The following is a 24394-nucleotide window of genomic DNA, read 5'->3' on the forward strand; positions in this document are numbered from 1 at the left end:
GAATTGATTAATTTTAAACAAAGCCATTCCCAATGTGTTATCGAACAAAATTGAATTCTAAACTTTCCTCCCTGGAACAATCCCTCGATGCCCGCTTTATAGAGCCAGAAAAATACAAACCTCAGGATGAGATCAATGCTTTTACTTTTTCTGAGACTCCGGTGATCATAGATGAAAACCCGGGAGAGATAGATATGTTCCACTGGGGCCTTATTCCTTTCTGGGCCAAGGATGATAAGATCAAAAAAATGACCCTGAATTCCAAGATAGAAACGGCCAGTGAAAAACCGGCTTTCCGGAATTCAGTAAATAATCGTTGCCTGGTGATCGCAGATGGATATTATGAATGGCAATGGCTGGACCCGAAAGGAAAGGAAAAGCAAAAATTCCTGATTCAACCGGTAGATCAGGAAATATTCTCCTTTGCCGGGATCTATTCATCGTGGAAAAATCCGCAGACCAATGAACTTGTGAACTCCTACTCTATTCTCACCACCGAAGCCAATGAACTAATGAGTGAGATCCATAACAACAAAAAACGCATGCCTGTTGTGCTCAAAAAACAGGATACTGCTGCCTGGCTTGCCGGAGAAGATCTGGAAAAGTTTGCTTTCCCTTATGAGGTTGAATTAAAGGCTAAACCGGTATAATAGAGATCCTGAAACGCGTTAAGGATGACAGGGTTTTACCTAATATGACTCCCCGCATTAACATCGATCGTAGCACCGGTGGCGTGGTCCATGAGTCCGCTGCACATAAGTCCGATCAATGGTGCAAGATCCTTGGGCCTTGTGAGTTCGTTTAAAGCGATTTCCTTTAAAACCCTTTCCTCTCCATACTGATCTATAAACTGTTCAGCCATCGCAGTACGAGTAAAACCAGGAGAAACTACAAACGATTTTATATTATCCTTTCCAAACGATCTCGCAACCGATCTCGCCAAAGATGTTAGACCGCCCTTGGAAGCAGCATAAGCCAGGTATTCTTCGGTCTCACCGCGAAAAACAGCACGGCTGCCAATGTAAATAAAGCGACCCCCGTCATTTTCCTTAAAATGATCTATTCCCAGTTTGGTTAAGAGTCCAACCGAGTTCAGGTTGATATCAATGGTTTTTCTCCAGGTCTTCAGCCATTCTTCGGTAGAAAGTGACGTAGAATGTTTCAGAAAAACTCCGGCATTCAGAATAATTGCGTCTATTTTTCCAAATTCTGCCGTGACTTCTTCAAAAAGTCTGAAGACATCACTTTCCTTTTCAAGATCGGCCTGAAAAATTCTGGAACCGGTATCGTATTTTTCCGCAAGTTCCTGCGCAGTAGATCTATGGCTATTATAGTGGATAGCCAGGGTAGCACCCATTTCCATTACAAAATCGGCTATCCCCATCCCTATTCCTTTTGAAGCTCCAGTGAGCAGGATATTTTTTCCTTTGAGGTCAAGTTTTATCATTATAAAATATTTTTAATCCATCCGCCGTCAACAGCAAGTGATACTCCCGTTATATAACTGGCTCTTTCACTGGCAAGAAAAGTTACCGCAGCAGCAAATTCCCCGGGTTCACCAAATCGACGCAAAGGAATATCCTTTTTCTCATTTTCCATATCAGGATTTTTATCTATCAGGTTTTTAAGGCGCTGCGTGTTGGTATAACCGGGCATCACATTATTTACAGTTATATTATATTCACCCACTTCGGCTGCAAGCGTTTTGATCAATCCGGCTACGGAAGCCCTGACTGAGTTCGATAAAATAAGGTTTTCTACAGGCTGTTTAACCGCCTGGGAAGTTATACTGATGATGCGCCCCCAGTTTTGTTCTTTCATTCCGGGAATAAAACTTCTAATGATAGAGACCGCGCTACCTAACAGCAATTGATATGCTTTATCCCAGTCTTCCTGCTCAAAATCTTCAAATTTACCTGAAGGCGGTCCGCCGGTATTGGTGACAAGTATATCAATATGACCGAATTTGGTCAATACTTCAGCTACAATTCGCTTTCTATCCTCCGCATTTGCAAGGTCACCGGCAACTGCCATTACTTCTGTATTACTGGCTGAAGCGATTTCATCTTTGGTTTTTTCAAGTGTTTCTTTATCCCGACCATTGATGATCACTTTTGCGCCTTCAAGAGCCAGTTCCATAGCCACACTTTTCCCCAGCCCCTGGCTGGATGCTCCAACAAAGGCTGTTTTATTCTTTAATCCAAAATCCATAAAAATCTATGAGTTGTTTCTTAGGTAATTATCAGTTCCGTCAAGCCAGTCCTCGCGAATGGGAGCCCAGGTATCAATTTCTTCAACGTCTCCAATCATAAGCGCTTCATGAGGAAGATCTGCAGGGATTACAATAACATCCCCGGCATGAAGGTCTACTGTTTCCTCTTTATTTTCACCAAACCAGAAGCGGATTGTTCCGGATAGAACATTGGTCACCTGCTCATTGATGTGGCTGTGTTGCGGCACTAAAAATCCATCTTTAAATTTCATTTTTGCCACCATCACTTTTTCGCCGTAGACCAGCTGGCGTTCCATTTTATCGGTAACCTTTTCTACGGGAATGGTATCCCAGTTCAGTTTCTTGATCATTTTCAATTTTATTTAAAACTGAAAAAAGATAAGGATAATTCCTTAAACCAAATCTAACTGAAATTGGGCCTGCTCCTATTATAATGGAAATAAACAAGTTACCGGTTAAAAAGTTTATCCCATATAAGCTTACGGCTAAGGATTTCGTCCAGTTATGCTTCTAAAATCCTTAATGATAAAATGTTTAAGTTTATGATCAGATCAAATTCTAAAATTTAAAGTTTAAATCTTATGCCCTATAAGACGAACTGGGAACCTCATGGTATTATTTGGAAATTCTATGGATATGTCACAGCAGAAGAAATCGAGGAAGCCAATAATGAATTTTATACAGATGAGCGAAGTGATGATTCCAGGTACCAAATTATAGATGCACTGGAAGTTACGAATGTAGAATGGAATGATGTAGATATAAAAGAAATTGCAGCCCAGGATAAGGGAGCGTCTTTTCTTCTGCATAAGCTTAAGGTAGCTTATATTTCTAAGGATGAAAAGGTTACTGCTGTTCTGGAAAAATATATAGACATATCAAAAATTCTGAATTCGACCTGGAAATTCAAAGGTTTTAATGATCTTAATTCCGCAAAACGATGGGTAAAGGATTTTAAGAATCCGGACAAGAAAGGAATCTAACCGAAAAACTGCTTACCACCTTCGTTAGTCAGAATGTAATAAGCAGCTTTTAGATTGAATTCTTTTATTTATTTCCCTGAAAATTCCTCCAATTTAGCCTGGAGATTCATAGAGTCACTGGTTTTACTTATTGTCTTTCCTTCTAAAGACACTTCAGCCTTTAATTCCGGATCCTCAGCATTTCTTGCCACGATAATTTCATAAGCACCTCCGTCAAGTTTCCAGGAGTTTGTTTCAGAATCATAATAACCAAGATCATCTACATTTATTTGCAGACTGATACTCTCGCTTTCATCAGGTTGAAGCAATTTAGTTTTATAAAAAGCTTTGAGCTCTTTTTCCGGTTTTTCAACTTCTCCATCAGGGCTGTGAACGAAAATTTCTACTACCTCCCTACCGGATTTATCCCCGATGTTTTTCACCTCAAAATCTAAATTTATCTGATCTGTATCCCTACTTACTTCAAGATTATCATATCCAAACTCAGTATATGAAAGACCAAATCCAAAGGGATAGGAAGTTTCTACCTTAAAGGTGTCGAAATAACGATAACCTATAAAAATTCCTTCTTCATATTTCTCCTCTGCTGGGATTCCCATTAAAATATTTGCTGGTTTCTGATCAGGATCCAGAGCTGTACCGGGAAAATTCTTTGTAGAAGACACGTCGCTGAGTTTATTAGGAAATGTTACAGCAAGTTTTCCGGAAGGGTTTACGGTTCCGTTCAATATTTCGGCTACCGCATTACCAGCCTCCTGCCCCGGTTGCCATGCAAGCAATATAGCATCCGGATATTGTTTCCAGCTTTGAGTTTCTATAACTCCACCAATATTAAGTATTACAACTAACTTCTTGTTTTCAGCATGAAATGCCTCACTAAGATCTTTTATAAGATTCAGTTCATGTTCACTGAGTTCAAAATCATTTTCGATCTTTCTATCCTGAAATTCTCCCGACGTTCTACCAAGTGTATAAACTGCAACTTCATTGTTCTTAGCGAAATCTTTTAATTCTGCTTTCGTCCAGTCTTTCTCAGGCACAACCACATCCGGCAAAAAGAACACTTGTTTAGGAGGTACCTTTGCTCTCTCTTTCTTTACATAAGAATCATAAGTACTTACAAGTTTCTCATCCAGGTTAAAGCCTGCTTTTTGAAGTCCGTCCTTAATAGAAACCATATATGCTTTATTAACATCTCCACTTCCGGTTCCTCCTGAAATTGTTTCCACCGAGGATACTCCAAATAAAGCAACAGAAGCATTGCTCTTAATAGGAAGTGCGTTATCATTCTTTAAAAGAACCATTCCCTGACTGGCTGCATCTCTTGCAATCTCTTTATTTAATTCAAGGTCTGGTTTATTGGAAGGCTCGTATCCCTTAAATGAAGGAGTTAAATAATATTTTTTAAGAATGTTTCTTACATTTCTATCGATAACCGACTCCTGTAAATCACCATTTTCAACAGCAGCTAATATGGTCTCTGCCTGAACCCCTGTGCCCGGCATCATAAGATCATTACCGGCTTCAACCTGAGCTACAGGATCTTTACCTGCAAACCAGTCGGTCATTACAAAGCCATCATAACCCCAGTCATTTCTTAAGATATCGGTTAAAAGCTCTCTGTTTTCTGAAGCATATGTGCCATTTATCCTGTTATAAGACGACATCACCGCCCAGGGATGACTTTCCTTAATGGCTATTTTAAAACCTTTCAGATAGATCTCTCTTAAGGCTCGTTCACTCACTATTGTATTCAGTTCGGTTCTGTTGGTTTCTGAATTATTAGCAACAAAGTGCTTGATTGTAGCCCCAATTCCTTCACTCTGAACTCCTTTTACAAATCCTGCGGTGATCTTTCCTGCCAATACGGGATCTTCAGAATAGTACTCAAAATTACGACCCCCAAGCGGATTCCTCTGGATATTAAGTGCAGGCGCCAGAAGGAAATCTACGCCATACTCCTTCCCTTCTCTACCAAATGCAGCTCCAACTCTCTTCACAAGATCAACATCCCAGGAAGAGGCGAGGCTCGTTGCTGTAGGGAACGCCGTGGCATAAAATGTTTCTGCCGGTGCCTCGTCTCTTGTGGGACTTATTCTAATTCCTGCTGGGCCGTCTGCAAAAACAACAGCAGGAAATCCAAATTTTTCATTCGTATAACTGGTTCCTGCGGCACCAGGAACTTTATCTTTTGTTGTGCCTACTGCAACACTTGGAGTTTCTGCTCCTGAAGGGACACCGGGTAAATCCATACCGGTTCCAATTAGCAGGTATACTTTTTCCTCGAGGGATAGATTTGTAATAATACTATCAAGTTTCTGATCTGATATCTGGGCATTTAATTGCGTAAAACAGATGACAGAAAATAATAAGATTAGTTTTTTCATTATTAGTTTCTTTTGGTTTTACCCAAAATTCTCCATTTTTTCAACCATTCCATTTGACATTTGTCAAAAAAAGCATTTAAATTTTTGATCTTATTCTACTGAGAGTCTCCTGGGTTATCCCCAAAAATGAAGCAATATACTGTAGCGGCGCTTTGTGAATGATCTCGGGTTGTTGTTCCATTAAACTTACATAACGCTCTTTTGCTGACTCAAACTGAATAGATTCCATACGTTTTTGGGACAGAATCAGGGAATAGGAAAAGGCCTTTATCATCAAATTTGCGACCTCCAGATTCGTCTTTATCAGAACCTCCTGTTTTTCCTTTGACAAAAGAATAACCTCGCTATCTTCAAGAGCTTCAATAATCAGTTTACTTGGGGTTTCTTCAAAATAACTGCGAACGGAAAATAAAAACTGCTTATCACCCGCAAACCATTCTGTGATATCACGCTTATCCTTATAATAAAATATGCGCATAAGCCCTTTATCCACATAATAAATATGTTTGCAAACTTCTCCATGTTCCAGGAGCAATTCACCTTTAGAAATAGTACGGGTGGAAATACAATTTAAAAGCAGTTCCCTGGTTTGAGGACTCAGCGGACTTAATCCACTTAAGGTATCAAGATACTCTCTAACAATTGGCTTCATAATTCACCCAATGTATTTAATTTTTCATGAACTTTTAACAAGTAGGTACACTTAAATGCAGGGGCGAATTCCAGATAGATAATACCGAATGGAATTACAATGCCGATGTGGTATATGTAGACGGATCTGTACATCCGCTACTGTAGGTCATTGCGGTATCTGAATATGAGTTCAAGTCTTAGGTGACCCTGAACAAGAAGTATCCAAGCTATTGTAAATAGGGAATTTCTGAAACCTATCACCATAATATACTGAAGGAAGAATAGAACTGCCGAAGGGAATTAAATTGTTTGTAAATTTCGCTTATTAATAAACCATCTCCATGCTCGAAAAAATCATAGAATTTAGAAAGCAATTGCATAAGTATCCTGAATTATCGGGTAATGAAGCCAATACGGCGAAGTTGATAAAGGAATTCGCCCAAGCTAATAACAATACAGAGATCATTACTGATCTTGGAGGTCATGGGCTGGCAGTTGTATATGAATTTCCGGAGGATAGACCCTCGGTGATGATTCGATGCGAACTTGACGCGCTTCCAATTGAAGAGGTAAATGACTTCTCCCACAGATCAACTTCAAAGGGTATTTCCCATAAATGCGGGCATGATGGTCATATGGCAATCGTTGCGGGATTACTACTTAGAATTAAGGATGGATTTTTTAAAAGAGGAAAAATCATTCTATTGTTCCAGCCAGCCGAAGAAACTGGTGAAGGCGCCTTTAAAATCCTCAATGATCCCAAATTCGAAAAATTAAATCCCGATTATGTTTTTGCATTGCATAATATACCCGGATTTCCCGTCAATTCGATAATAAGTGTCCAAAACAGCTTCTCCTCTACTGTACAGAGTCTGGCCATATATCTCACTGGGAAACACTCTCACGCTTCCGAACCAGAGAACGGCATCAATCCTGCGGTTTCTATTGCAGAGATTGTAAAGCGATTCAATGACCTTAATCAACCTGATATCAATAAACCTTCGTTCACCCTATTAACCCCTGTATATATAAATCTTGGTTCTAAGGATTATGGAATTTCAGCCGGGAAAGGCGAAATACATTTCACCATTAGGACCTCTACAGATGAAGTGATGGATAGTTTAAAAGAAAAGCTTATTGAAATGGCCGGGGAAATAGTTGAAAAGCATGGACTACAATTAAATATTGACTGGTGTGATTATTTCCCTGCCTCAAGAAATGACGAAGAATGTAATAATTTAATATTGAGAGCTTCAAAGGAGCATAATTATGAGCTTATTCAACAGCAACATCCTTTTAGATTTGGTGAGGATTTTGGATGGTTTTCAAAAAGAACAAAAGCCGCGATGTTCGGCCTTGGAGCCGGCACGAATTCACCTTCACTGCATCATTCCGATTATGATTTTCCGGATGAAATTATCGAAACCGGGATCAACATGTTCTCCAGCATCATAGAGATGATCCTTAATAAAGAAGAAATAATCCGTTAGGGGTTAAATTGAGCTCAGGTTAAAAAGATAAAATGATATTAAGCCTAGTTTTCAGTTTTTATATTCTTCAGCATATTTTTTGCATGATCCCCGGTATTTCCTTCAGGGTCCAATTGAACAGCTTTCTTATAAAACTCCACGGCTTTTTCTTTATTTCCCGCTTTTAGATAGGCCTCTGCCAGACTATTCCAGGCATTGGCTGATTCGGGAAATAGTTCCGTATTCATTTGGAAGACAAAGATGGCTTCCTCTACTCTTTCACTCGCCAGTAACCGGTAGGCGGTATTATTGAACTGTTCTTCAAACTTAAAGAAAGCGTAATTCGGATCATTTACCATTCTTGCGGCCTCTGTCATCACTTTTTCAATCTTTCCTTCAAAAAAGAGCACAGTAAGATATCCCATAGGGTCACGTACGAAAGTAGTATCTGAAAAATTCAGGGCAGTTTCCAATACGGGATCTCTGTTGGTACTGTAATCTCCAAAACTCATTTCCACCGGAATATGTGGTTCCAGCCATTTATCATTCTCCCATTGTGGTTTATCCTGCCACCAAGCGAATGAAAGGTAAACAGGAATACCCGAGTTTGGCAGATCCAGCCTTTTGGTATCTCCATAGAAATTAATATTCTCGGCCGTTGGCTCCCCTATAAAGATAGCATTGGTGTAATTATCAAGTTCGTTTACCAGGTTCTGGCAGGCAGAAAAAGTTCGTCTTCCCAGGATCACAAAAAAATGTCCGGGCCGGTTGATCTTATCGCTTTTTATGATTCCGGTTACGATAGGTTTGTTCTTATAATTATTACCACCTCCATTTAATCTCACATCAAGGACCAACTTCTCTACCTCATTTTCTTCGATAAAATTGAATACTCTATCGTAGAATTCCGGGATAGATTCAGAAGGATCGTCCTGTATCTGACTGTGTCTTATATATACAGTTTTCTGTTCTGGCAGATATTCGTAATAGTAGATCTTATCCTCCAGATGTTTCAGAAATAATGGATTCTCCCCTTTTTCCCTCGTATTAAGCCAGTTTTCGCTCTCTGCACTAAAACCATAACGTCGTTCTATCTTTTCACCTTTGGGAAGGGACGAGATCTTTTGTTTAAACTGCTTTCCGTCCTTTTCAAAAGTAAAACTAACCGTAGATGAAAAGTCAGCCATAACACCCTGGGCATGCAGAATTTCAGGTACCGTTATGAAATTGAGACCGTAGGCTTTAAAGTATTGTTCGTTTTCAGCCGGAACTACGGGATATATGGCTATGAGTACTTTATCGATAGGCATCCCTTCCACTGCTGTGAGTCTGGCACCAAGTATATTTTCGTATTCGTTACTGACTTCCCGTACAAATACCCCATCGCTAAACTGATAAAAATTTACCGGCAAACGATGAAACCCGGCTAAATCACCCCGCCATCCCAATTCGGTATGACCATATCCAAAAGAAGCAACAAGCCTGGCTAAGCCAGTGATTATCTCATGTTCCTGCATTTCAGGGATCTTACTATATAGTTGATCAACTTTAGTGTCAAATTCTTCTATAGTGGTTTTCTTAAAAAGAAATGAATAATCCCTGTGAACATTTTCCTGAAGGAATTTAAGGTCTTCTCTCCACTCCTCTGCCGTAGCCAACTCCTGAGAGCGAACCGGAAGGAAAAAAAACAAAATAAGGATTAATAATATATTTTTCATAAGGAATGATTTTTAACAGTGCATCTTTAAACTTCAGTGTAATTTATAGAATTATTTTAAGGAAATATCTCCTTTTCAGCCATTTGATAGAACGGCCCCATTGTTAAATAATTTTTGGTAAAAACCATCTTAAATTCACCAGTTTCAAAATTTGAACTTTATAAATAATTTATCAGAATAAAGCATTAAATTTAAGTCACTTACACTTCAATTTTAAAGTCAAACTTTTATGAAAACATTCAAATTACCACTTTTCATCTTTGCCCTTCTTTTAAGCCTGTGCGGGATAACAGCCCAGGAAATAGAGGGTAACTGGAAAGGAAATCTTTCCGTTCAGGGAAATGAGATCCCTGTTGTCTTCGATATTACCAAAGAAGATCAGTCTTATAAAGCGACTATGGATAGCCCGGCCCAAAATGCTTTCGGGCTGGAGCTGGACGATGTAAAGCTCTTAAAAGATTCTTTAAGCCTTACTCTTAATGCCTATGGAATTAGCTATAAAGGCAAGGTTGAGGGAGAAAGCATAATTGGAACTTTTTCCCAGGGTGGCCAAAATTTTGACCTCACCCTTAATAAATCTGAGAAAACCCTTCCTGGTGACCCTTCCCTGCCCTCTTCCAAAGAAGAGCTTGCAAAACTTGCTCAATTTGACAAAGGGAATTATAAATATGATGTTGAGGACTATTTTGCCAGGCCTAAGGCCAGAACATTCAGGTTTTCACCAAACGGGAAATTTCTTTCCTATCGTGAAAAAGATGAAAACAATAAGAATCACATCTATGTAAAGAATCTTGAGACCGGGGAAATCAATAGAGCGATAGAGGAAAAAGAAGAATTGATCCGCGGATATGCCTGGGCAAATAATGAAAGGCTGTTATATGTAATGGATAAGGGAGGAAATGAAAATTACCATCTTTTTGCAGCAGATATTGACGGTTCCGAAACCAGGGAATTAACCCCATATGACGAAGTTCGGGTTGAACTTCTTAATGAACTAAAGGAAGATAAAGATCATGTGATCATATCTATGAATAAGAATAATCCTCAGATCTTTGAGCCCTATAAGATAAATATAAAGACCGGGGAGTTAGAGCAGTTATACACCAATGATAATCCTCAGAATCCCATTGTAGGTTATATGTTCGATAAGGATGGAGAGCTTCGTGGTTTCGGCAGATTGCACGACGGGGTTAAAATAAGCATGTATTATAAAAAAGATGGAGAGTTTAAGGAGATTCAGGAGTTTGCCTGGAACGACACTTTCAATCCTCAGTTAAATTATTCTAACACCAATCCGCATGAAGCTTATCTCATTTCAAACCTGGATTCAGATAAAACCGAAATATATCGTTATGACCTGAAAGAAGGAAAAATCCTTGAGAAAATGTTCTCAAATAAGGAGTACGATATTTCCAGTATCTCTTTATCACGAAATCGCGATTATGAACTTGATTATTATTCTTATGAAGGCGAAAAACAGAGAATAGTTCCCGTGAGTGATTATTATAAGAAGCTTCACGAAAAGATCACCACCAAGTTCCCTGAGATGAATTACTCTATCGCTGATCATACCGATGATGAAAGCAAATATCTCATCTTTTTACAAAGTGATAAATTATATGGAGAATACTGGTCTTATGATGCAAAAACAGAAGAATTTGAGCTTCTTTATAACCTGATGCCGCAGCTTGACCCAAATGATATGGCTGAAATGAGACCCATTACCTTTAAAAGCAGGGACGGGCTAACCATTCATGGTTATATCACCCTGCCTAAAGAAGCCATACAGGGCAAAAAGGTTCCTGTTATAGTAAACCCTCATGGAGGTCCGCAGGGAGTTCGTGATTCCTGGGGATTCAATCCGGAAGCCCAGCTTTTTGCCAGTCGTGGCTATGCCACCCTCCAGGTGAATTTTAGGATTTCAGGTGGATATGGCAAAGAATTTTTAAAATCAGGCTTTAAACAGGTTGGTCGCAAAACCATGGATGATGTGGAAGACGGACTTCAATATGTAATTGACCAGGGTTGGGTGGATGGCAAGAAAGCTGCTATCTACGGTGGAAGCCATGGTGGGTATGCCGTACTTCGCGGTTTGACCAAGACCCCCGATCTTTATGCTTGCGGTGTGGATTATGTGGGAGTGTCTAATATCTTCACTTTTATGGAAACCATTCCGGCATACTGGAAACCCTATGAAGGTATTCTCAAAGAAGTATGGTATGATCCCGATGTTCCTGAGGAAAATGCAATCATGAAAGAAGTTTCTCCTGTATTCAATATCGAAAAGATCGAGAAACCATTAATGGTAGTCCAGGGTGCAAACGATCCGAGAGTGAATATTAATGAATCTGACCAGATCGTTGCCGCGCTTCGTGAAAAAGGAATAGATGTTCCTTATATGGTCAAGTATGATGAAGGCCATGGTTTTGCCAAGGAAGAAAACAGTCTGGAACTTTATGAAACCATGATGGGATTCTTTGCCAAGCATTTAAAGGACAATAAGCTTACACAGGAGGAATTTAAAGATTGATGATGCATTCATAGATCCATAACAATAAAGCCCTCTTTATGAGGGCTTTTCTACTATAAACAAGAACTGTTTAAAAAGATCATTTTTTGATCGCCAGAATGGATATACTTTTAATCTCAAAATCTCTGGTAGCGCCCTGTGCACTTTTGGAAATGAACTCATAAGGGTTCTCCTTTACCTTTTGTATTTCCATTCCTGAATTTTCTATCAGTTCTTTATACTCATCCACCTGCATGGCGCCACCAATACAGGCAGCCCATAGAGTTGCATTACAGCTGATATTATCTGGTAAATTAACGCCGGAAACAATATCGGCAATGGCCAGCCTGCCCCCTTTCTTTAAGATTCTGGAAGCTTCTGCAAACACCTGTTCCTTTTGACTGGAAAGGTTAATTACGCCATTACTGATAACAGCATCAGCAGAGTTGGAATCAACGGGGAGTTCCTCTATATAAGCCTTTCTGAATTCAATCTGACTATAGCCGGATTTATCCCTAAGCCTTTCCGATTTCTGAAGTTGCTCCTCGGTCATGTCTATTCCAATCACATGGCCGGTATTTCCTACCTTCTGGGCAGCATAGAATACATCCATTCCCGAACCGCTGCCAAGATCCACGACAGTTTCACCATTTTTAAGGCCGGGTAGATCAAAATAATATCCCACGCCCGCAAAGGAATCAATCGCCTGTGATGGAATATTATTAAGAATTGTTGGAGGGTATCCCAGTCTTTCGGCCAGGTTTCTTCCCATTTCAAAGTGATATTTAACTTCAGGATTCAATGCAACCTTCCTGTACATATCCTTTACCTTCATTTCCAGCTCCTGCCCGTCTACTGTCTTTTGAATTTTAATAGTTTTTCCCATGATATTGCAATTATATTCTCATCTCCAATTCTTTAATAAGAAGGAAAGTCCCGAAAGCAATATCTGGGGTGCAGAATAATCTAATGATTAACTAGTTCCTTTTGAACATTATTAGGGACCGGCTGATAGGAAGAAAAGACCGATTTAAATGTGGCTCTTCCCTGTGTTAAGGACCTAAGGTCTGTTGAATAACCGTAAAGTTCTGCTTCCGGAGCGATACATTTCAGGATCTGGTAGTTATCATTGCTGTCTATACCCTGGATTATTGATCTTCTCGATTGCAGATCGGTCATCACATTTCCAACCATTTCTTCGGGCACTTTCACCGTAAGCTCCATGGTAGGTTCCAGTAGTTTGGGATTGGCATTTAAAAAGGCTTCCTTAAATGCGTGAGCTCCGGCGATCTTGAAGGAAATATCATTAGAGTCTACTGAATGCATCTTACCATCATACACCATCACCCTAACATCCCTTATATACGAGCCGGTAAGTGGTCCTTCTTCCATTACTTCCAGGATACCTTTCATCACGGATGGTAAATAGCGCTGATCTATAGCACCTCCCACAATACAATTATAGAATACCAGTTTTCCTCCCCACGGAAGGTCTACCTCTTCCTTTCCCCGGATGTTGAAACCTTGAGGTTCATCTATTCCTTCAAACCATGGTTCAATCTTCATATGTACCTGGGCGAACTGCCCTGCTCCACCCGACTGTTTTTTATGCCTGTAATTTGCGTTTGAGGAGCGCTGAATGGTTTCTCTGAAAGCTATCTTAGGCTTGTCAAAACTAACCTCGATTCCATGGATATTATTCAGGGTCCATTCCACGATAGCCATATGTAATTCACCCTGGCAGGAAACGATAAGCTGTTTTCCTTCCTTGGAATAGGAAACCACTACGGTTGGGTCCTGGCTATGGATCTTTTTCAAAGCCTCACTTAGCTTCTCTTCATCCTTGTTATTTACAGCAGAAATGGCTTTACGGTATCTGGGTTGAGGATACTGTATAGGTTTTATGGTCATTTCATGTCCAGGTTCTGCCAGGGTATCGTTAGTCTCAGTGAATTTTAATTTTAAAGTCGCTCCAATATCTCCAACTGTTAGTTTATTAACCGGTTTCCGGTCTTTCCCATCCATGATAAAAAGCTGGTTGAAGGTTTCAGTCTCCCCGTTTCTTGAATTCACAAGCTTATCGTTTACCTTAAGCTCTCCGCTTTTTACCTTGAAGAAGGTGACCTGGCCAAGATTTGGCTGATGCACGGTCTTAAAGATAAACAGAACGGTTGGCTTATTTTTTTCAGGAATAATATCTTTGCCATCGGTACTTTGCTCCGGCTCAAGGTCGGCCGCCGCTGGAGCTACATTGTCAATGAATCCCATCAACCTGCCACTTCCCATATCATTTAGTGCAGACATGCAAAACACCGGAAATAACTCATGGTTCAGCATCCCTGCTTTGATCCCCTTTCTCATTTCATCTTCATTAAGGCTACCTTTTTCAAAGAATAACTCCATAAGTTTCTCATCATTCTCTGCTGCTTTTTCCACCAGTTCATTGTGCAAATAGTTGGCAGTATCCTTTTGGTCTTCCGGGATCTCAAGCTTTTCAGGCTTTCCGCCCTCGGGTAGGAATTTGTACATCTTCATTTTAAGGACATCCACGATGCACTGGGAGCCGTCTACGATTAAAGGGTATTGAATCTTCACTGCATTATTTCCTACCAGGTTCGTAATACTCTTAAAACTTTCTTCAAATTTGGCACTGGGATGATCTATCTGATTGATCACAAATAAGGTGGGTTTGCGGTACCTGTCTATATAGTTCCAGATTATTTCGGTACCAACTTCAACGCCGTGCTGGCCATTAAGTACAGTAACTATACTATCGGCCACTCTTATAGATGAAATGATCTCCCCAATAAAGTCGTCCAGACCGGGAGTATCTATAATATTAATCTTGTAATTTCTCCATTCGGTATGAAGTGGTGTTGCAAACACTGAATTTCCTTTTTCCTGCTCCACCTCATGATAATCTGATACTGTATTTCTGGATTCAATGCTGCCCCGCCTGTTAATAAGTCCTGCTTCATATAACATAGTTTCAGCCAGGGTAGTCTTTCCGCTATTATGAGCTCCCACGAAGACTACATTTTTGATGTGTTTATCATCATAAATTTTCATTGCTTAAGAGTTTTGAAGATGAGTAAATAGGTAGATTTTGCAATTCCCCGAAGAGCGAAGTATATGATCTGGGATATTCCATAAGCACAGAATTTGCACTATTAAAGATAAGGAATACTTTAAAATTTCCTGTCAAAAAAGTTAAATACCTTAAAGTTGAAAAACCAGGTATTTATTTTTCATCAGGTATGGAATCGGTTCCAGGCAATTTTCAACAAGTCCTGATATCCTTTAATCCCAAAAAATTATTTGTTATTGTCAAATCCCTGTTTACTTAGCAAAATTCCCAAAGGCCGAAGTTCATTAATATGAAGAAGAACCACCGTTAGAATTCCCATAATTGGAATAGCCAGGATCATTCCTAATATTCCCCAAACCATATTACCCAGAATTACAACAAGAATCACAAAGAATGGATGTACATCAACCCTATCCCCTACTACATAAGGCTGAAGAACATAACTCTCCACGAACTGGGTTATTGTAAATGTAAGTGCTATGCCTATTAATACTGTAATATCCCCTGAAGAAAGAAAACCAAAAGCCACAGCCATGGTAAATCCAATAACATTTCCAACGTATGGGATCAGGGTTAATAAAGCGGCGATAACACTAACAAGAATAAAATTATTTACCCCTGATATCCCCAAACCAACCGAATATAATACGGCCAATAATGCCATAAGCATAAGTTTTCCAATAAGGTACTGAGGAGCGACTTTTGCCGATTTACTGATTATCGTTTCAACCGTATTCTTTTTTTTATCAGGCATTATCCTTAATAGAAAATTTCTAAAAATATGTCGGTAATTGAGCAGGAAGAAAACATAAACAAATGTGAGCAGATAGTTGGCAATGAAACTGGAAAGCTTACTTATAAAGGTGGTTACCCTTTCACTAATTCTGGCATCTTTTATAGAAGAATTATTTTGTGCTTCTTTAATATCCTTGGATTCCAGAGGCGTATGCTCCAGGGCAAAGGTTTTGAGTTGCTCTATTTTAGGCTTCATTGTTTCCTGGATCTTTGGCCAGTCTTCAGTAAAACTTCTAATCTGAAAAGAAATAAGTGTCATAAAACCTATGGATATCACAAATAGCAAAAGACTATTTAATAAAGCTGCTAAGGGTCGTTTCATAAAGTTTTCCAGTCTCTTGGATAAAGGAAGGACTACCAGACTTAAAATAACAGCAGTTATTAAAGGAGCAAAAAAACCTTTAGCTTTAGAAAGCCCCAGGAATAAAAAGTATACTGAAAGAATAATGGCCGTTATGGAAAAGAGTAATTTTCTATTACTAATCATTTGGTTGGTTATAGGTTGATTTTATCTAATATCGGAAATGTTTTAGCGCTTCTATATTAAAGAAATCAAAAAGGATGACTAATTTTTACAGATAATCGTAATTTCGGAACAAAATGATATTACATGGCAGCAGGCGGCTCCAATATAGCTATTTATGGCGCGATAGGCGCCAATTTCTTAATTGCGATTAGTAAATTTGTCGCTTCATTCTTTACAGGCAGTTCGGCAATGCTTGCCGAAGGGATACATTCCCTGGTAGATACAGGCAATGGCCTACTATTACTGTTAGGTATAAAAAGATCCAAACAAAAGCCTGATAAACTTCATCCGTTCGGTTATGGGAAGGAAGTTTATTTCTGGAGCTTTGTGGTAAGTATCCTGATATTTGCACTTGGAGGTGGGTTCGCAATCTATGAAGGAGTACACGCCATACAAGATCCTCATGTGATTGAAGACCCTACCTGGAATTACGCGGTCCTTGGCGCTGCAATCATATTTGAAGGAATAGCCCTTTACCTTGCTTTAAAGACTTTTAATAAAGCCAGGTCTCATAAATCAAAGAACATTATAAAGAATATAATAAGTAGCAAGGATGCGGCGACCTTTGCAGTTATCATTGAAGATACCGCTGCCGTAACAGGCCTTGTAGTTGCCTTGCTCGGGGTTTTTCTCTCCCAGCAACTCAACAATCCTTACCTGGACGGTGCAGCCTCAATAGTGATAGGGGCAATCTTACTTGCTGTAGCCACGTTTCTGGCACGAGAAAGCAAGGGACTTCTGCTGGGTGAAAGTGCACATCCGGAAGTGGTTGATGAAGTGGAAAGGATCATTAATTCCAATGAATACGTAAAAGATTCTGGCCTACCTCAGACCATGCATTTTGGGCCGGATAAGATTCTTCTTATAGTTGAAGTTGATCTCATTGAAGATCTCGAGTTTTTGGAAGCTGAAAAGATTGTTGATGATCTTAGAAACGAGATCATGGAGAAGAGGCCCAATATTAAGGAGGTTTATATACAAACCACTAATAAACTGAGATAAATGTCTGGCGTTTTCGGGTATCCTGCTCTTTTCTGAAAATTCCGTTTTCATTGAAGGCCTCTACCTGGTAATAGAATTTCCGCCCCCTTAAGACCCATTATTTCAAATTCATACTTTCCGTATATCGTTAAAGGATTAGTTTGGTCTGGATCTATCCGCCAGTGAAGTATCGAGGCCTGCGAATTGCTTTAAATCGTGAGTTTTCTTCAATCTATAATGGTTAGCCCTTATTGTAATTTCAGAAAGTTGTTAGGAACTTGCCAGCTCCTTATTTCCTACTATGGTAAACCTCTATCCTACGAGATGCAAAAAACTTTTGTTCAACTAAAATTTAAGGTATGAGTTTATCTAGAATTACTAAAACTATTCTTCTGATTTTTATTGTAAGCATGATGGGCTGTTCTACAGATACAGATATTCCGTCAGAACAAATTGAGGAGTTCAATGCTTCTGTAAAATCTAAAGTCAAATTTAATTTCACAACCTCCCTGAAGGGAGGAAACGAAGTTCCTGCAAATGATAGTAAAGCTGCAGGAGAGGCTATCATAAAGATAAGCAAGGATGAAACCTATCTGGAATACAAACTGATCGTAGCCAATATCGATGATGTAAGAATGGCGCATTTCCATATGGCCCCTGCGGGAACCAATGGTGGAATAGTGACCTGGTTATTCGGTCTTGCAGACCCGCCGATAGATGTTAACGGTATTCTTGCTGAGGGTGTTATTACTGAAGATGATTTAACAGGTGCCCTTGAAGGTGCCAGCTTTAAAGATTTACTGGATGCAATAAGGGCAGGCAATATTTACGTAAATGTACATACGATAGATTTCCCTGGCGGGGAAATAAGAGGACAGTTGTAAAAGTTAATACTACTGGAATTACTTTCGAATTCTTGAAAATTATAGATAAAAAAAGCCATCCGCAGGATGGCTTTTACTTTAAAAAGATGCGAACTAATTAGTCAATTAGCTCAACGTTTATAGCGTTTAATCCTTTTTTTCCTTGTTCTGTTTCAAATTGAACCTTATCGTTTTCACGAATATCATCTATTAGTCCACTAGAGTGTACAAAGATGTCTTCACTTGAATCATCAGAATTAATAAATCCAAAACCTTTGGAATTATTGAAAAACTTTACTTTACCTTCTTGCATTATACTGCATATTATTAATTACTAAATATTGCCGTTTTTTTTAGAGATCGTACGACATCCAATCTGAACTAACAAATACTTTAAGAAAAAGCCTTAAATATTAGTCAATTACTTCAACGTTCACGGCGTTAAGGCCTTTTTTGCCCTGTTCTACCTCGAACTGAACTCTGTCGTCTTCACGAATTTCGTCAATTAGACCACTAGAGTGTACGAAGATGTCTTCGTTTGAATCGTCAGCTTTAATAAACCCAAATCCTTTGGTATTATTAAAAAACTTTACTTTACCTTCTTGCATTGTACTACTTATTAATTGTTATAAAAGCCGTTTTATTTAAAGATCATACGGCTAAAGATCTGTATTATTTTCACTTCCTGAACCTCAGGCGGGAAAATAATTAGTCAATCACTTCAACGTTTACGGCGTTAAGGCCTTTTTTGCCTTGTTCTACTTCAAACTGAACTCTGTCGTCTTCACGAATTTCGTCAATTAGACCACTTGAGTGTACGAAGATGTCTTCGTTTGAATCATCAGCTTTAATAAATCCAAATCCTTTGGAATTATTGAAAAACTTTACTTTACCTTCTTGCATTGTACTACTTATTAATTGTTATAAATTACCATGTACTTTTATAGATTGTATGGCTTCCAATCTTTTCGATTATCCTGCTCTAAGATTATCAATCTTTCCTAACTGGCGAAGCATTTTAAAATGTTCTCCAACTGCCGAGACAAAATTATGTTTGTTATGATAAGGTAAACCGTATTCTTTTGCGGTTTCCGCTACTATATGTGATATCTTTCTATAATGAACATGGCAGATATTTGGCAATAAATGATGTTCTATCTGGTAATTCAACCCACCAATGAACCAGGAAAACAACCTGCTTTTTGGTGAAAAATTGCTGGTGGTTAACAACTGATGACTGGCCCAATCCCCTTCTACAATACCTTCTTCGTTTGGTAAAGGATACTCCGTAGTAGGCACTATATGTGCTAGCTGAAAAACCGTAGTTATCATAAGTCCTGTCACAAAGTGCATGCTTATAAAAGCAAGTACAATTATCCACCAGGCAACCGGTGCCATAATTATTGGCAACACGAGAACAAAACCAAATGAAATCACTTTCCAGGCTATAACTTTGGTAAGTTCTTTATTAAAGGTCTTACCTCCCTTAAAGAATCCCATTTTCTTAAATTTCACCATCCTTACAAAATCCTTGACGGTGACCCAAGATACTGTTGAAAGACCATAAAATAACCAGGAATATAAATGTTGGAACTTATGAATACCATACCATTTTGTATGTGGCGTAAACCTTAAAAAAAATGGTGGATTAATATCATCATCGGCTTCTTCAACATTCGTAAAGGTATGATGCAACACATTATGCTGGATCTTCCAGATACTCGCATTAGCCCCTATTAAGTTCAGGGTGTATCCAAGATATTTGTTTACCTTCTGATTTCTGGAGTATGAATTATGGATGGCATCATGCATAATCCCCATTCCTATTCCTGCCATTCCAAAACCACTGATTATGTACAAAGTAAATATAAGCCAGATGCTGGAAACTAAACCAGTGTTGACAATTACTAACGGCATAATGAATACCAGTAACATTATAACCGTTTTCACGATCATACTGCCATTGGCATGCTTACTAATATTATTAGTTTTAAAATAGGAGTTCACCCGGCTTCTTAAAGTCCTGGAGAATTCGGAGGCCCGTTTTTGGGCAAATTTTGGATTATTGATACTGGTACTATTTATTATTTATTGTCTAAATACTGAAGTGAACAAAACTTGGAATATCCTAAACGGATCTACTAAAGTGAAGAAAACTAAATTATTTTAACATTGCAAATGTACACTTTAATTATACAATGAACATCACAATAACATTTTAATTTTCAATTATTTACAAATCAGTAAGATTTTCGAAGCTTTATAAGGCTAATCTTCGGTCTTATCCTCAGGCTTAACTTCAGGCTTTGGAGTAGCCTTATAGTTTTCAATTTTCTTTACTCTTACGGCATTCATTCCTTTCATTCCACGTTCTAGTTCAAAACTCACCTTATCGTTTTCCATGATCTCATCAATGAGTCCGCTTACATGAACAAAATATTTTTCTCCTGTTTGTTTGCCTATAATAAATCCGAAACCTTTAGAGTGATCAAAAAATGAAACTTTCCCTTCTGTATCTGTAATTATTTCTTCCTCTTCCCTATCTTCTTTCTTAGGGACAGCAATTTCGATGTCTTCAGCTTCAACTTCTACTTTCTGGGAAGGGTCTGGTGGAGTATCTGTTAGATTTCCTTCGGAATCAACATAGGCGATCATATCTTCAAAAGAACCACCTTTATTGGAATTCTCTTTGCGTTCAAGTCTTTTTTGCTCTTTCTCCTTACGCTTTTTAAGCTTCTTTTTTTCTTTTTCTCTTTTGTTTTGGGTTTGTCCGGATCTTGCCATTCACTAAATTTTAATTAATACTCGTTTCCATTTTAATGCTTTGAACCACTAAACGAATACCAGAAAATTTAATGTGTAAGATTATCTTTTGAAGGTTTTATTCAGAGAGAGCAATGGCTTTGTATAAGCCTGCACCAAAATTTTGACAAAGATAAGCATAGGAATTCGATAATAAAAACTTAAATCGCAGACTTGATGATTTTATTCCTTCTCATGAATGTATTTAAAAACTGAAGTGAAATCAAGATCTGCCATATTCTTATGTTTTGCCAGAGCATAAACCTCTTTGGCTGCATTAGTTAATGGGCTTGGCTGGTCTAATTCATAAGCAGTTTCCGTAAAAAGATGAAGATCTTTCTGAAGATGCTTCAGCGGAAAATTTGGTTCATAATCGTTATTCTCTATTCTGGATCTGAACAAATCAAGTATAGGTGCTGTGACAGGAGTCTTTAATAGGATGTCCATCCCCGTCTTTTTATCTATGCCCATTGCCATTCCCAGGCTAAGGCTTTCAGAGAATGCCAGAATACTTTGTCCTAAAAGTTGATTGATCATTATTTTCATCGCAGAACCTTTTCCAGCTGCTCCAATATGTATCGCATCTTTTCCCATGCTTTGGAATAAGGATTTTGATTCCTCAAAATCAGATTGATTCCCTCCTACCAGAAATAACAACTGGCCATCTTCAGCCGGTTTTTTGGAGCCTGAAACAGGAGCATCTATAAAACGAATCCCTCTGTCTCTGGCAATTCCCGCCATCCTTTCGCTAAAAGAAGGGTTAACCGTACTTGAATCAATCCACAAAGTATCTTTTTGCATTGAGTTTAAGAAACCATTATCACCTGTGGCAAGTTTTTCCACCACTTTCGGGTTTTCAAGCATGGTGAAAAGTATGTCAACATCTCTTCCCGCCTCTAAAGGTGAATTTGCCCATTTCGCTCCATTAACGAGCAATGTCTCTGCCTTTTCTTTTGTACGGTTATAAACTTTAAGATAATGATTTTCCTTTAAAAGATTAGCGGCCATACGACTACCCATAATGCCTAAACCAATAAAACCAATTCTCATAAGTACAGATTTTAATATCAAATTTAAGCACTGGCACTAAAGCCTCCAATGACCTTTGGATTTTAGCAAAAATTTATGATCGGTTTCCATATAAACTGGAATATGACCACTAATTTGAAAGAAAAAATCATGAAAGCAGTAGGATTCACTCAGTCTCTTCCAATAGAAGATCAAAATAGCCTTTTCGATTTTGAAACCGAAAAGCCAATTATGAAAGATAGAGATATTCTGGTGAGAATTAAGGCTATCTCGGTAAACCCTGTAGATTATAAAGTAAGACAGTCTGCTGCTAAGGATGCAGAACTTGAAGAGCCAAAGATCATTGGCTGGGACGCCTCAGGTATTGTGGAAGAAGTAGGGCCAAAAACAAGCCTTTTTAAAAAGGGAGACGAAGTCTATTACTCAGGAGATATTGGCAGGCCGGGATGTTATGCAGAGTTCCAGGCGGTGGATGAAAGAATTGTGGGACTTAAACCTAAAACTCTGAACTGGGATGAAGCAGCTGCGCTCCCTTTAACCACACTTACCGCATGGGAATCGATTTTCGATAGATTACGGATCAGGGAAAATGACGGGGAGAATAAGAATATTTTGATTATTGGTGGCGCTGGAGGAGTAGGTTCAATATCCATACAGTTATTAAAGAGCATGACAAAACTGAAGGTCATTGCCACGGCTTCCAGAGAAGTAACCAGAAACTGGTGTGAAAAAATGGGAGCCGACGATATAGTTAATCATGATGATCTCCTGGATAATATGGGGAATTATAAAAGTGTAGATTATATCCTGAATTATGCTGATACTTCCGGTACCTGGAAGCAAATGGCTGAACTGATCGCTCCGCAGGGAGGCATCTGTTGCGTTGTGAATACCACCGAAGATGTAGATCTTAATTTGCTAAAGAAAAAGAGTGTTAGTTTTCACTGGGAACTTATGTTTACAAGAAGTATGTACCAAACCCGGGATATGATTGCACAGCATGAGATCCTGAACAGGGTAAAAAAAATGGTGGAAGAAAACAGTATAAAATCAACAATCAATAGAAAGTTTGAAGGCCTGAGTGCCGATACTTTGAAGAAGGTTCACAGATTGCAGGAGTCGGGAAAATCGGTTGGGAAGAATGTGATCCTGTTTTGAGAAAACAGAGAATTTCAAAACTGAATTTTTAGAAGTTAATCCCTGATATCCATAATCCGCCTCAGTCGGTCTATATGTTCATCTACTTCTTGAATCTTATCTGAATAGGAACGTGCAATTTGTTCTGAGCCTTTTTCCCTGAAGCTTTCGGCCATATTAAGCATTAACACCTTTTTTTCTTCTAAAGTTCTTAAACACACCCAAAGGGTTTCTTCCAGATTCTCATTTTGGGCAAGCAGAAGTGACTCCTCAGAAAAGGAATGCCCCACATGGCATCTGTATCTGGATATTCCGGTATCTTTTATCTTCCAGAGAGGCCCGCCACAACTGGCACAGCTTAATGCTACCTGTTCACCAAGGAAGTCTTCGGTCTTTACCTGACTTCTTATTTTCGTGGAAATAGCTGCTTCTCTCTTGAGTGCATAGGGTATTTCCACTTCCTCAGGAAGAGGTTTCTCAATTATCTCCTTTATCAGGTCTCCAATATCCTCTAACTCCGCGGTGTAATCTATCTCCACGAATTTTTGTGCCGTCATTGGCATTCCGGAGAATTCTGCAGTTTTCGGATTCTGGATTAAACTTTCCCCACCACAGCGTTTAATGGCTTCCAGTCCCACGGTACCGTCGTTAAGCCGGCCCGATAACAGAATGCCCACGCAGCGATTTCCATAGGCCACTGCAGCCGATCTAAAAAGTACATCAATAGACGGGCGGAAAAGATTTTCTCTTGGACCATTTGTGTTGGAGAGCTTTCCATCTAACACCACCATATGCTGGTTAGGAACACCAACATAAATTTTTCCCGGGTGTATTTCGATATTCTCTTTACATTCCAGGACTTCCATTTCCACTTTTTTATTAAGGTAGGAACTAAAACTGGAGATCATATCAAAAGACGAATGCACCACAACCATAAAAGCTGCAGGAGTTTTATGGGAAAGGTTCTCCAAAACCTTTTCTACTGCCATTCTCCCTCCGGCCGATGCTCCTATTAAGAACAATCTAAAGTCTTCCATAAGTGAATTTTTAAATTATGTCACTGAGAGTAATCATTCTACTTTTACCGTAAGCCAGTATTCCATATCTTTATTTTTTCATAGTCGGTTAATTAATTTCCCCTTTAAATTTAAGGAATAAGTGACTGGGCTATGCTTCTGAAAGGTTAAAACTATATTATAATTGAATAAAAAAGCCGGGGATTTAAGTCCCCAGCCTTTAAT

At 38.9% G+C, this 24394-nt stretch carries 23 protein-coding genes; 7 read left to right on the forward strand and 16 right to left on the reverse strand.

The annotated features are described in order from the left end of the window. Positions 1–32 precede the first annotated feature (32 nt). On the forward strand, positions 33–650 hold the full coding sequence (locus LU635_RS12055; protein WP_255749830.1) for an SOS response-associated peptidase: 618 nt from the start codon (positions 33–35) through the stop codon (positions 648–650). 35 nt (positions 651–685) lie between these two features. On the opposite strand, the gene LU635_RS12060 is transcribed toward LU635_RS12055, so the two are convergent. From LU635_RS12060 to LU635_RS12070, 3 genes are read right to left on the reverse strand one after another with little or no spacing between them, the layout of a single operon-like run. Then, a complete protein-coding gene (locus LU635_RS12060; protein WP_240099573.1) occupies positions 686–1447 on the reverse strand; it encodes an SDR family NAD(P)-dependent oxidoreductase in 762 nt (253 codons plus the stop codon). Further along, positions 1447–2211, reverse strand: a complete 765-nt coding sequence (locus LU635_RS12065) for an SDR family oxidoreductase (RefSeq protein WP_240099575.1) — start codon at positions 2209–2211, stop codon at positions 1447–1449. The genes LU635_RS12060 and LU635_RS12065 overlap by 1 nt, the downstream gene beginning before the upstream one ends. Before the next feature lie 6 nt (positions 2212–2217). Next, positions 2218–2583: a cupin domain-containing protein gene (locus LU635_RS12070; protein WP_240099577.1), complete on the reverse strand. Its 366-nt coding sequence runs from the start codon at positions 2581–2583 to the stop codon at positions 2218–2220. Positions 2584–2814: 231 nt separating this feature from the next. Here LU635_RS12070 and LU635_RS12075 point away from each other — a divergent pair, with 231 nt between their 5' ends. Continuing rightward, entirely contained in the window at positions 2815–3216 is a 402-nt protein-coding gene (locus tag LU635_RS12075; RefSeq protein ID WP_240099579.1) for a hypothetical protein, read from the forward strand. A gap of 68 nt (positions 3217–3284) precedes the next feature. Here LU635_RS12075 and LU635_RS12080 read toward each other — a convergent pair whose 3' ends face one another. Together LU635_RS12080 and LU635_RS12085 are read right to left on the reverse strand one after the other, a co-directional pair. Continuing rightward, the gene (locus LU635_RS12080; RefSeq protein ID WP_240099581.1) at positions 3285–5603 is read right to left on the reverse strand and encodes a beta-glucosidase; all 2319 of its coding nucleotides are present in this window, start codon (positions 5601–5603) and stop codon (positions 3285–3287) included. Positions 5604–5679: 76 nt separating this feature from the next. Next, positions 5680–6255 carry a Crp/Fnr family transcriptional regulator gene (locus LU635_RS12085; protein WP_240099583.1) on the reverse strand — a complete coding sequence of 192 codons (576 nt, stop codon included), beginning with the start codon at positions 6253–6255 and terminating at the stop codon, positions 5680–5682. 322 nt (positions 6256–6577) lie between these two features. On the opposite strand from LU635_RS12085, the gene LU635_RS12090 reads away from it, so the two are divergent. After that, positions 6578–7726, forward strand: coding sequence for an amidohydrolase (locus LU635_RS12090; protein ID WP_240099585.1), 1149 nt, complete (start codon positions 6578–6580; stop codon positions 7724–7726). A gap of 44 nt (positions 7727–7770) precedes the next feature. Here the strand turns inward: LU635_RS12090 and LU635_RS12095 are convergent, their stop codons facing one another. Next, the gene (locus LU635_RS12095; RefSeq protein WP_240099587.1) at positions 7771–9423 is read right to left on the reverse strand and encodes a tetratricopeptide repeat protein; all 1653 of its coding nucleotides are present in this window, start codon (positions 9421–9423) and stop codon (positions 7771–7773) included. 229 nt (positions 9424–9652) lie between these two features. Between LU635_RS12095 and LU635_RS12100 the strand changes: the two genes are divergently transcribed. Beyond that, positions 9653–11953 (forward strand): S9 family peptidase, encoded by a 2301-nt coding sequence (locus LU635_RS12100; protein ID WP_240099589.1) that lies wholly within the window; start codon positions 9653–9655, stop codon positions 11951–11953. A gap of 79 nt (positions 11954–12032) precedes the next feature. On the opposite strand, the gene LU635_RS12105 is transcribed toward LU635_RS12100, so the two are convergent. The 3 genes from LU635_RS12105 to LU635_RS12115 all read right to left on the reverse strand — a co-directional run bounded on the left by LU635_RS12105 (position 12033) and on the right by LU635_RS12115 (position 16302). Continuing rightward, positions 12033–12818, reverse strand: a complete 786-nt coding sequence (locus tag LU635_RS12105) for a methyltransferase domain-containing protein (protein WP_240099591.1) — start codon at positions 12816–12818, stop codon at positions 12033–12035. Positions 12819–12898: 80 nt separating this feature from the next. Continuing rightward, positions 12899–15001, reverse strand: coding sequence for an elongation factor G (locus tag LU635_RS12110; protein WP_240099593.1), 2103 nt, complete (start codon positions 14999–15001; stop codon positions 12899–12901). Positions 15002–15246: 245 nt separating this feature from the next. Beyond that, the gene (locus LU635_RS12115) at positions 15247–16302 is read right to left on the reverse strand and encodes an AI-2E family transporter (protein ID WP_240099595.1); all 1056 of its coding nucleotides are present in this window, start codon (positions 16300–16302) and stop codon (positions 15247–15249) included. Positions 16303–16425: 123 nt separating this feature from the next. Between LU635_RS12115 and LU635_RS12120 the strand changes: the two genes are divergently transcribed. Beyond that, entirely contained in the window at positions 16426–17343 is a 918-nt protein-coding gene (locus LU635_RS12120; RefSeq protein ID WP_240099597.1) for a cation diffusion facilitator family transporter, read from the forward strand. Positions 17344–17681: 338 nt separating this feature from the next. Further along, the gene (locus tag LU635_RS12125; protein ID WP_240099599.1) at positions 17682–18206 is read left to right on the forward strand and encodes a CHRD domain-containing protein; all 525 of its coding nucleotides are present in this window, start codon (positions 17682–17684) and stop codon (positions 18204–18206) included. Positions 18207–18303: 97 nt separating this feature from the next. On the opposite strand, the gene LU635_RS12130 is transcribed toward LU635_RS12125, so the two are convergent. The 6 genes from LU635_RS12130 to LU635_RS12155 all read right to left on the reverse strand — a co-directional run bounded on the left by LU635_RS12130 (position 18304) and on the right by LU635_RS12155 (position 22037). Beyond that, complete coding sequence (locus tag LU635_RS12130; protein WP_240099601.1) at positions 18304–18498, reverse strand: cold-shock protein; 195 nt, start codon at positions 18496–18498, stop codon at positions 18304–18306. A 100-nt stretch (positions 18499–18598) separates the two neighbouring features. Continuing rightward, positions 18599–18793 carry a cold-shock protein gene (locus LU635_RS12135; RefSeq protein WP_011709462.1) on the reverse strand — a complete coding sequence of 65 codons (195 nt, stop codon included), beginning with the start codon at positions 18791–18793 and terminating at the stop codon, positions 18599–18601. A 100-nt stretch (positions 18794–18893) separates the two neighbouring features. Beyond that, positions 18894–19088, reverse strand: coding sequence for a cold-shock protein (locus LU635_RS12140; RefSeq protein WP_240099603.1), 195 nt, complete (start codon positions 19086–19088; stop codon positions 18894–18896). Between the two features lie 69 nt (positions 19089–19157). Then, entirely contained in the window at positions 19158–20192 is a 1035-nt protein-coding gene (locus LU635_RS12145; RefSeq protein WP_341482131.1) for a fatty acid desaturase family protein, read from the reverse strand. A 261-nt stretch (positions 20193–20453) separates the two neighbouring features. Further along, complete coding sequence (locus LU635_RS12150; RefSeq protein ID WP_240099605.1) at positions 20454–20969, reverse strand: cold-shock protein; 516 nt, start codon at positions 20967–20969, stop codon at positions 20454–20456. 201 nt (positions 20970–21170) lie between these two features. Further along, a complete protein-coding gene (locus tag LU635_RS12155) occupies positions 21171–22037 on the reverse strand; it encodes an NAD(P)-dependent oxidoreductase (protein ID WP_240099607.1) in 867 nt (288 codons plus the stop codon). Positions 22038–22166: 129 nt separating this feature from the next. Between LU635_RS12155 and LU635_RS12160 the strand changes: the two genes are divergently transcribed. Then, positions 22167–23174: a zinc-binding alcohol dehydrogenase family protein gene (locus LU635_RS12160; RefSeq protein WP_240099609.1), complete on the forward strand. Its 1008-nt coding sequence runs from the start codon at positions 22167–22169 to the stop codon at positions 23172–23174. 35 nt (positions 23175–23209) lie between these two features. On the opposite strand, the gene LU635_RS12165 is transcribed toward LU635_RS12160, so the two are convergent. Continuing rightward, the gene (locus tag LU635_RS12165) at positions 23210–24190 is read right to left on the reverse strand and encodes a chemotaxis protein CheB (protein WP_240099611.1); all 981 of its coding nucleotides are present in this window, start codon (positions 24188–24190) and stop codon (positions 23210–23212) included. Positions 24191–24394: the final 204 nt, after the last annotated feature.

It is taken from the genome of Christiangramia crocea (assembly GCF_022410465.1).
Classification (GTDB): Bacteria; Bacteroidota; Bacteroidia; order Flavobacteriales; family Flavobacteriaceae; genus Christiangramia; species Christiangramia crocea.

What these genes read in the sequence shown, in the direction of transcription:
- LU635_RS12055 (WP_255749830.1), top strand. Translation starts at nt 33, where the DNA reads ATGTGTTATCGAACAAAATTGAATTCTAAACTTTCCTCCCTGGAACAA.
- LU635_RS12060 (WP_240099573.1), bottom strand. Translation starts at nt 1,447, where the DNA reads ATGATAAAACTTGACCTCAAAGGAAAAAATATCCTGCTCACTGGAGCT.
- LU635_RS12065 (WP_240099575.1), bottom strand. Translation starts at nt 2,211, where the DNA reads ATGGATTTTGGATTAAAGAATAAAACAGCCTTTGTTGGAGCATCCAGC.
- LU635_RS12070 (WP_240099577.1), bottom strand. Translation starts at nt 2,583, where the DNA reads ATGATCAAGAAACTGAACTGGGATACCATTCCCGTAGAAAAGGTTACC.
- LU635_RS12075 (WP_240099579.1), top strand. Translation starts at nt 2,815, where the DNA reads ATGCCCTATAAGACGAACTGGGAACCTCATGGTATTATTTGGAAATTC.
- LU635_RS12080 (WP_240099581.1), bottom strand. Translation starts at nt 5,603, where the DNA reads ATGAAAAAACTAATCTTATTATTTTCTGTCATCTGTTTTACGCAATTA.
- LU635_RS12085 (WP_240099583.1), bottom strand. Translation starts at nt 6,255, where the DNA reads ATGAAGCCAATTGTTAGAGAGTATCTTGATACCTTAAGTGGATTAAGT.
- LU635_RS12090 (WP_240099585.1), top strand. Translation starts at nt 6,578, where the DNA reads ATGCTCGAAAAAATCATAGAATTTAGAAAGCAATTGCATAAGTATCCT.
- LU635_RS12095 (WP_240099587.1), bottom strand. Translation starts at nt 9,423, where the DNA reads ATGAAAAATATATTATTAATCCTTATTTTGTTTTTTTTCCTTCCGGTT.
- LU635_RS12100 (WP_240099589.1), top strand. Translation starts at nt 9,653, where the DNA reads ATGAAAACATTCAAATTACCACTTTTCATCTTTGCCCTTCTTTTAAGC.
- LU635_RS12105 (WP_240099591.1), bottom strand. Translation starts at nt 12,818, where the DNA reads ATGGGAAAAACTATTAAAATTCAAAAGACAGTAGACGGGCAGGAGCTG.
- LU635_RS12110 (WP_240099593.1), bottom strand. Translation starts at nt 15,001, where the DNA reads ATGAAAATTTATGATGATAAACACATCAAAAATGTAGTCTTCGTGGGA.
- LU635_RS12115 (WP_240099595.1), bottom strand. Translation starts at nt 16,302, where the DNA reads ATGATTAGTAATAGAAAATTACTCTTTTCCATAACGGCCATTATTCTT.
- LU635_RS12120 (WP_240099597.1), top strand. Translation starts at nt 16,426, where the DNA reads ATGGCAGCAGGCGGCTCCAATATAGCTATTTATGGCGCGATAGGCGCC.
- LU635_RS12125 (WP_240099599.1), top strand. Translation starts at nt 17,682, where the DNA reads ATGAGTTTATCTAGAATTACTAAAACTATTCTTCTGATTTTTATTGTA.
- LU635_RS12130 (WP_240099601.1), bottom strand. Translation starts at nt 18,498, where the DNA reads ATGCAAGAAGGTAAAGTAAAGTTTTTCAATAATTCCAAAGGTTTTGGA.
- LU635_RS12135 (WP_011709462.1), bottom strand. Translation starts at nt 18,793, where the DNA reads ATGCAAGAAGGTAAAGTAAAGTTTTTTAATAATACCAAAGGATTTGGG.
- LU635_RS12140 (WP_240099603.1), bottom strand. Translation starts at nt 19,088, where the DNA reads ATGCAAGAAGGTAAAGTAAAGTTTTTCAATAATTCCAAAGGATTTGGA.
- LU635_RS12150 (WP_240099605.1), bottom strand. Translation starts at nt 20,969, where the DNA reads ATGGCAAGATCCGGACAAACCCAAAACAAAAGAGAAAAAGAAAAAAAG.
- LU635_RS12155 (WP_240099607.1), bottom strand. Translation starts at nt 22,037, where the DNA reads ATGAGAATTGGTTTTATTGGTTTAGGCATTATGGGTAGTCGTATGGCC.
- LU635_RS12160 (WP_240099609.1), top strand. Translation starts at nt 22,167, where the DNA reads ATGAAAGCAGTAGGATTCACTCAGTCTCTTCCAATAGAAGATCAAAAT.
- LU635_RS12165 (WP_240099611.1), bottom strand. Translation starts at nt 24,190, where the DNA reads ATGGAAGACTTTAGATTGTTCTTAATAGGAGCATCGGCCGGAGGGAGA.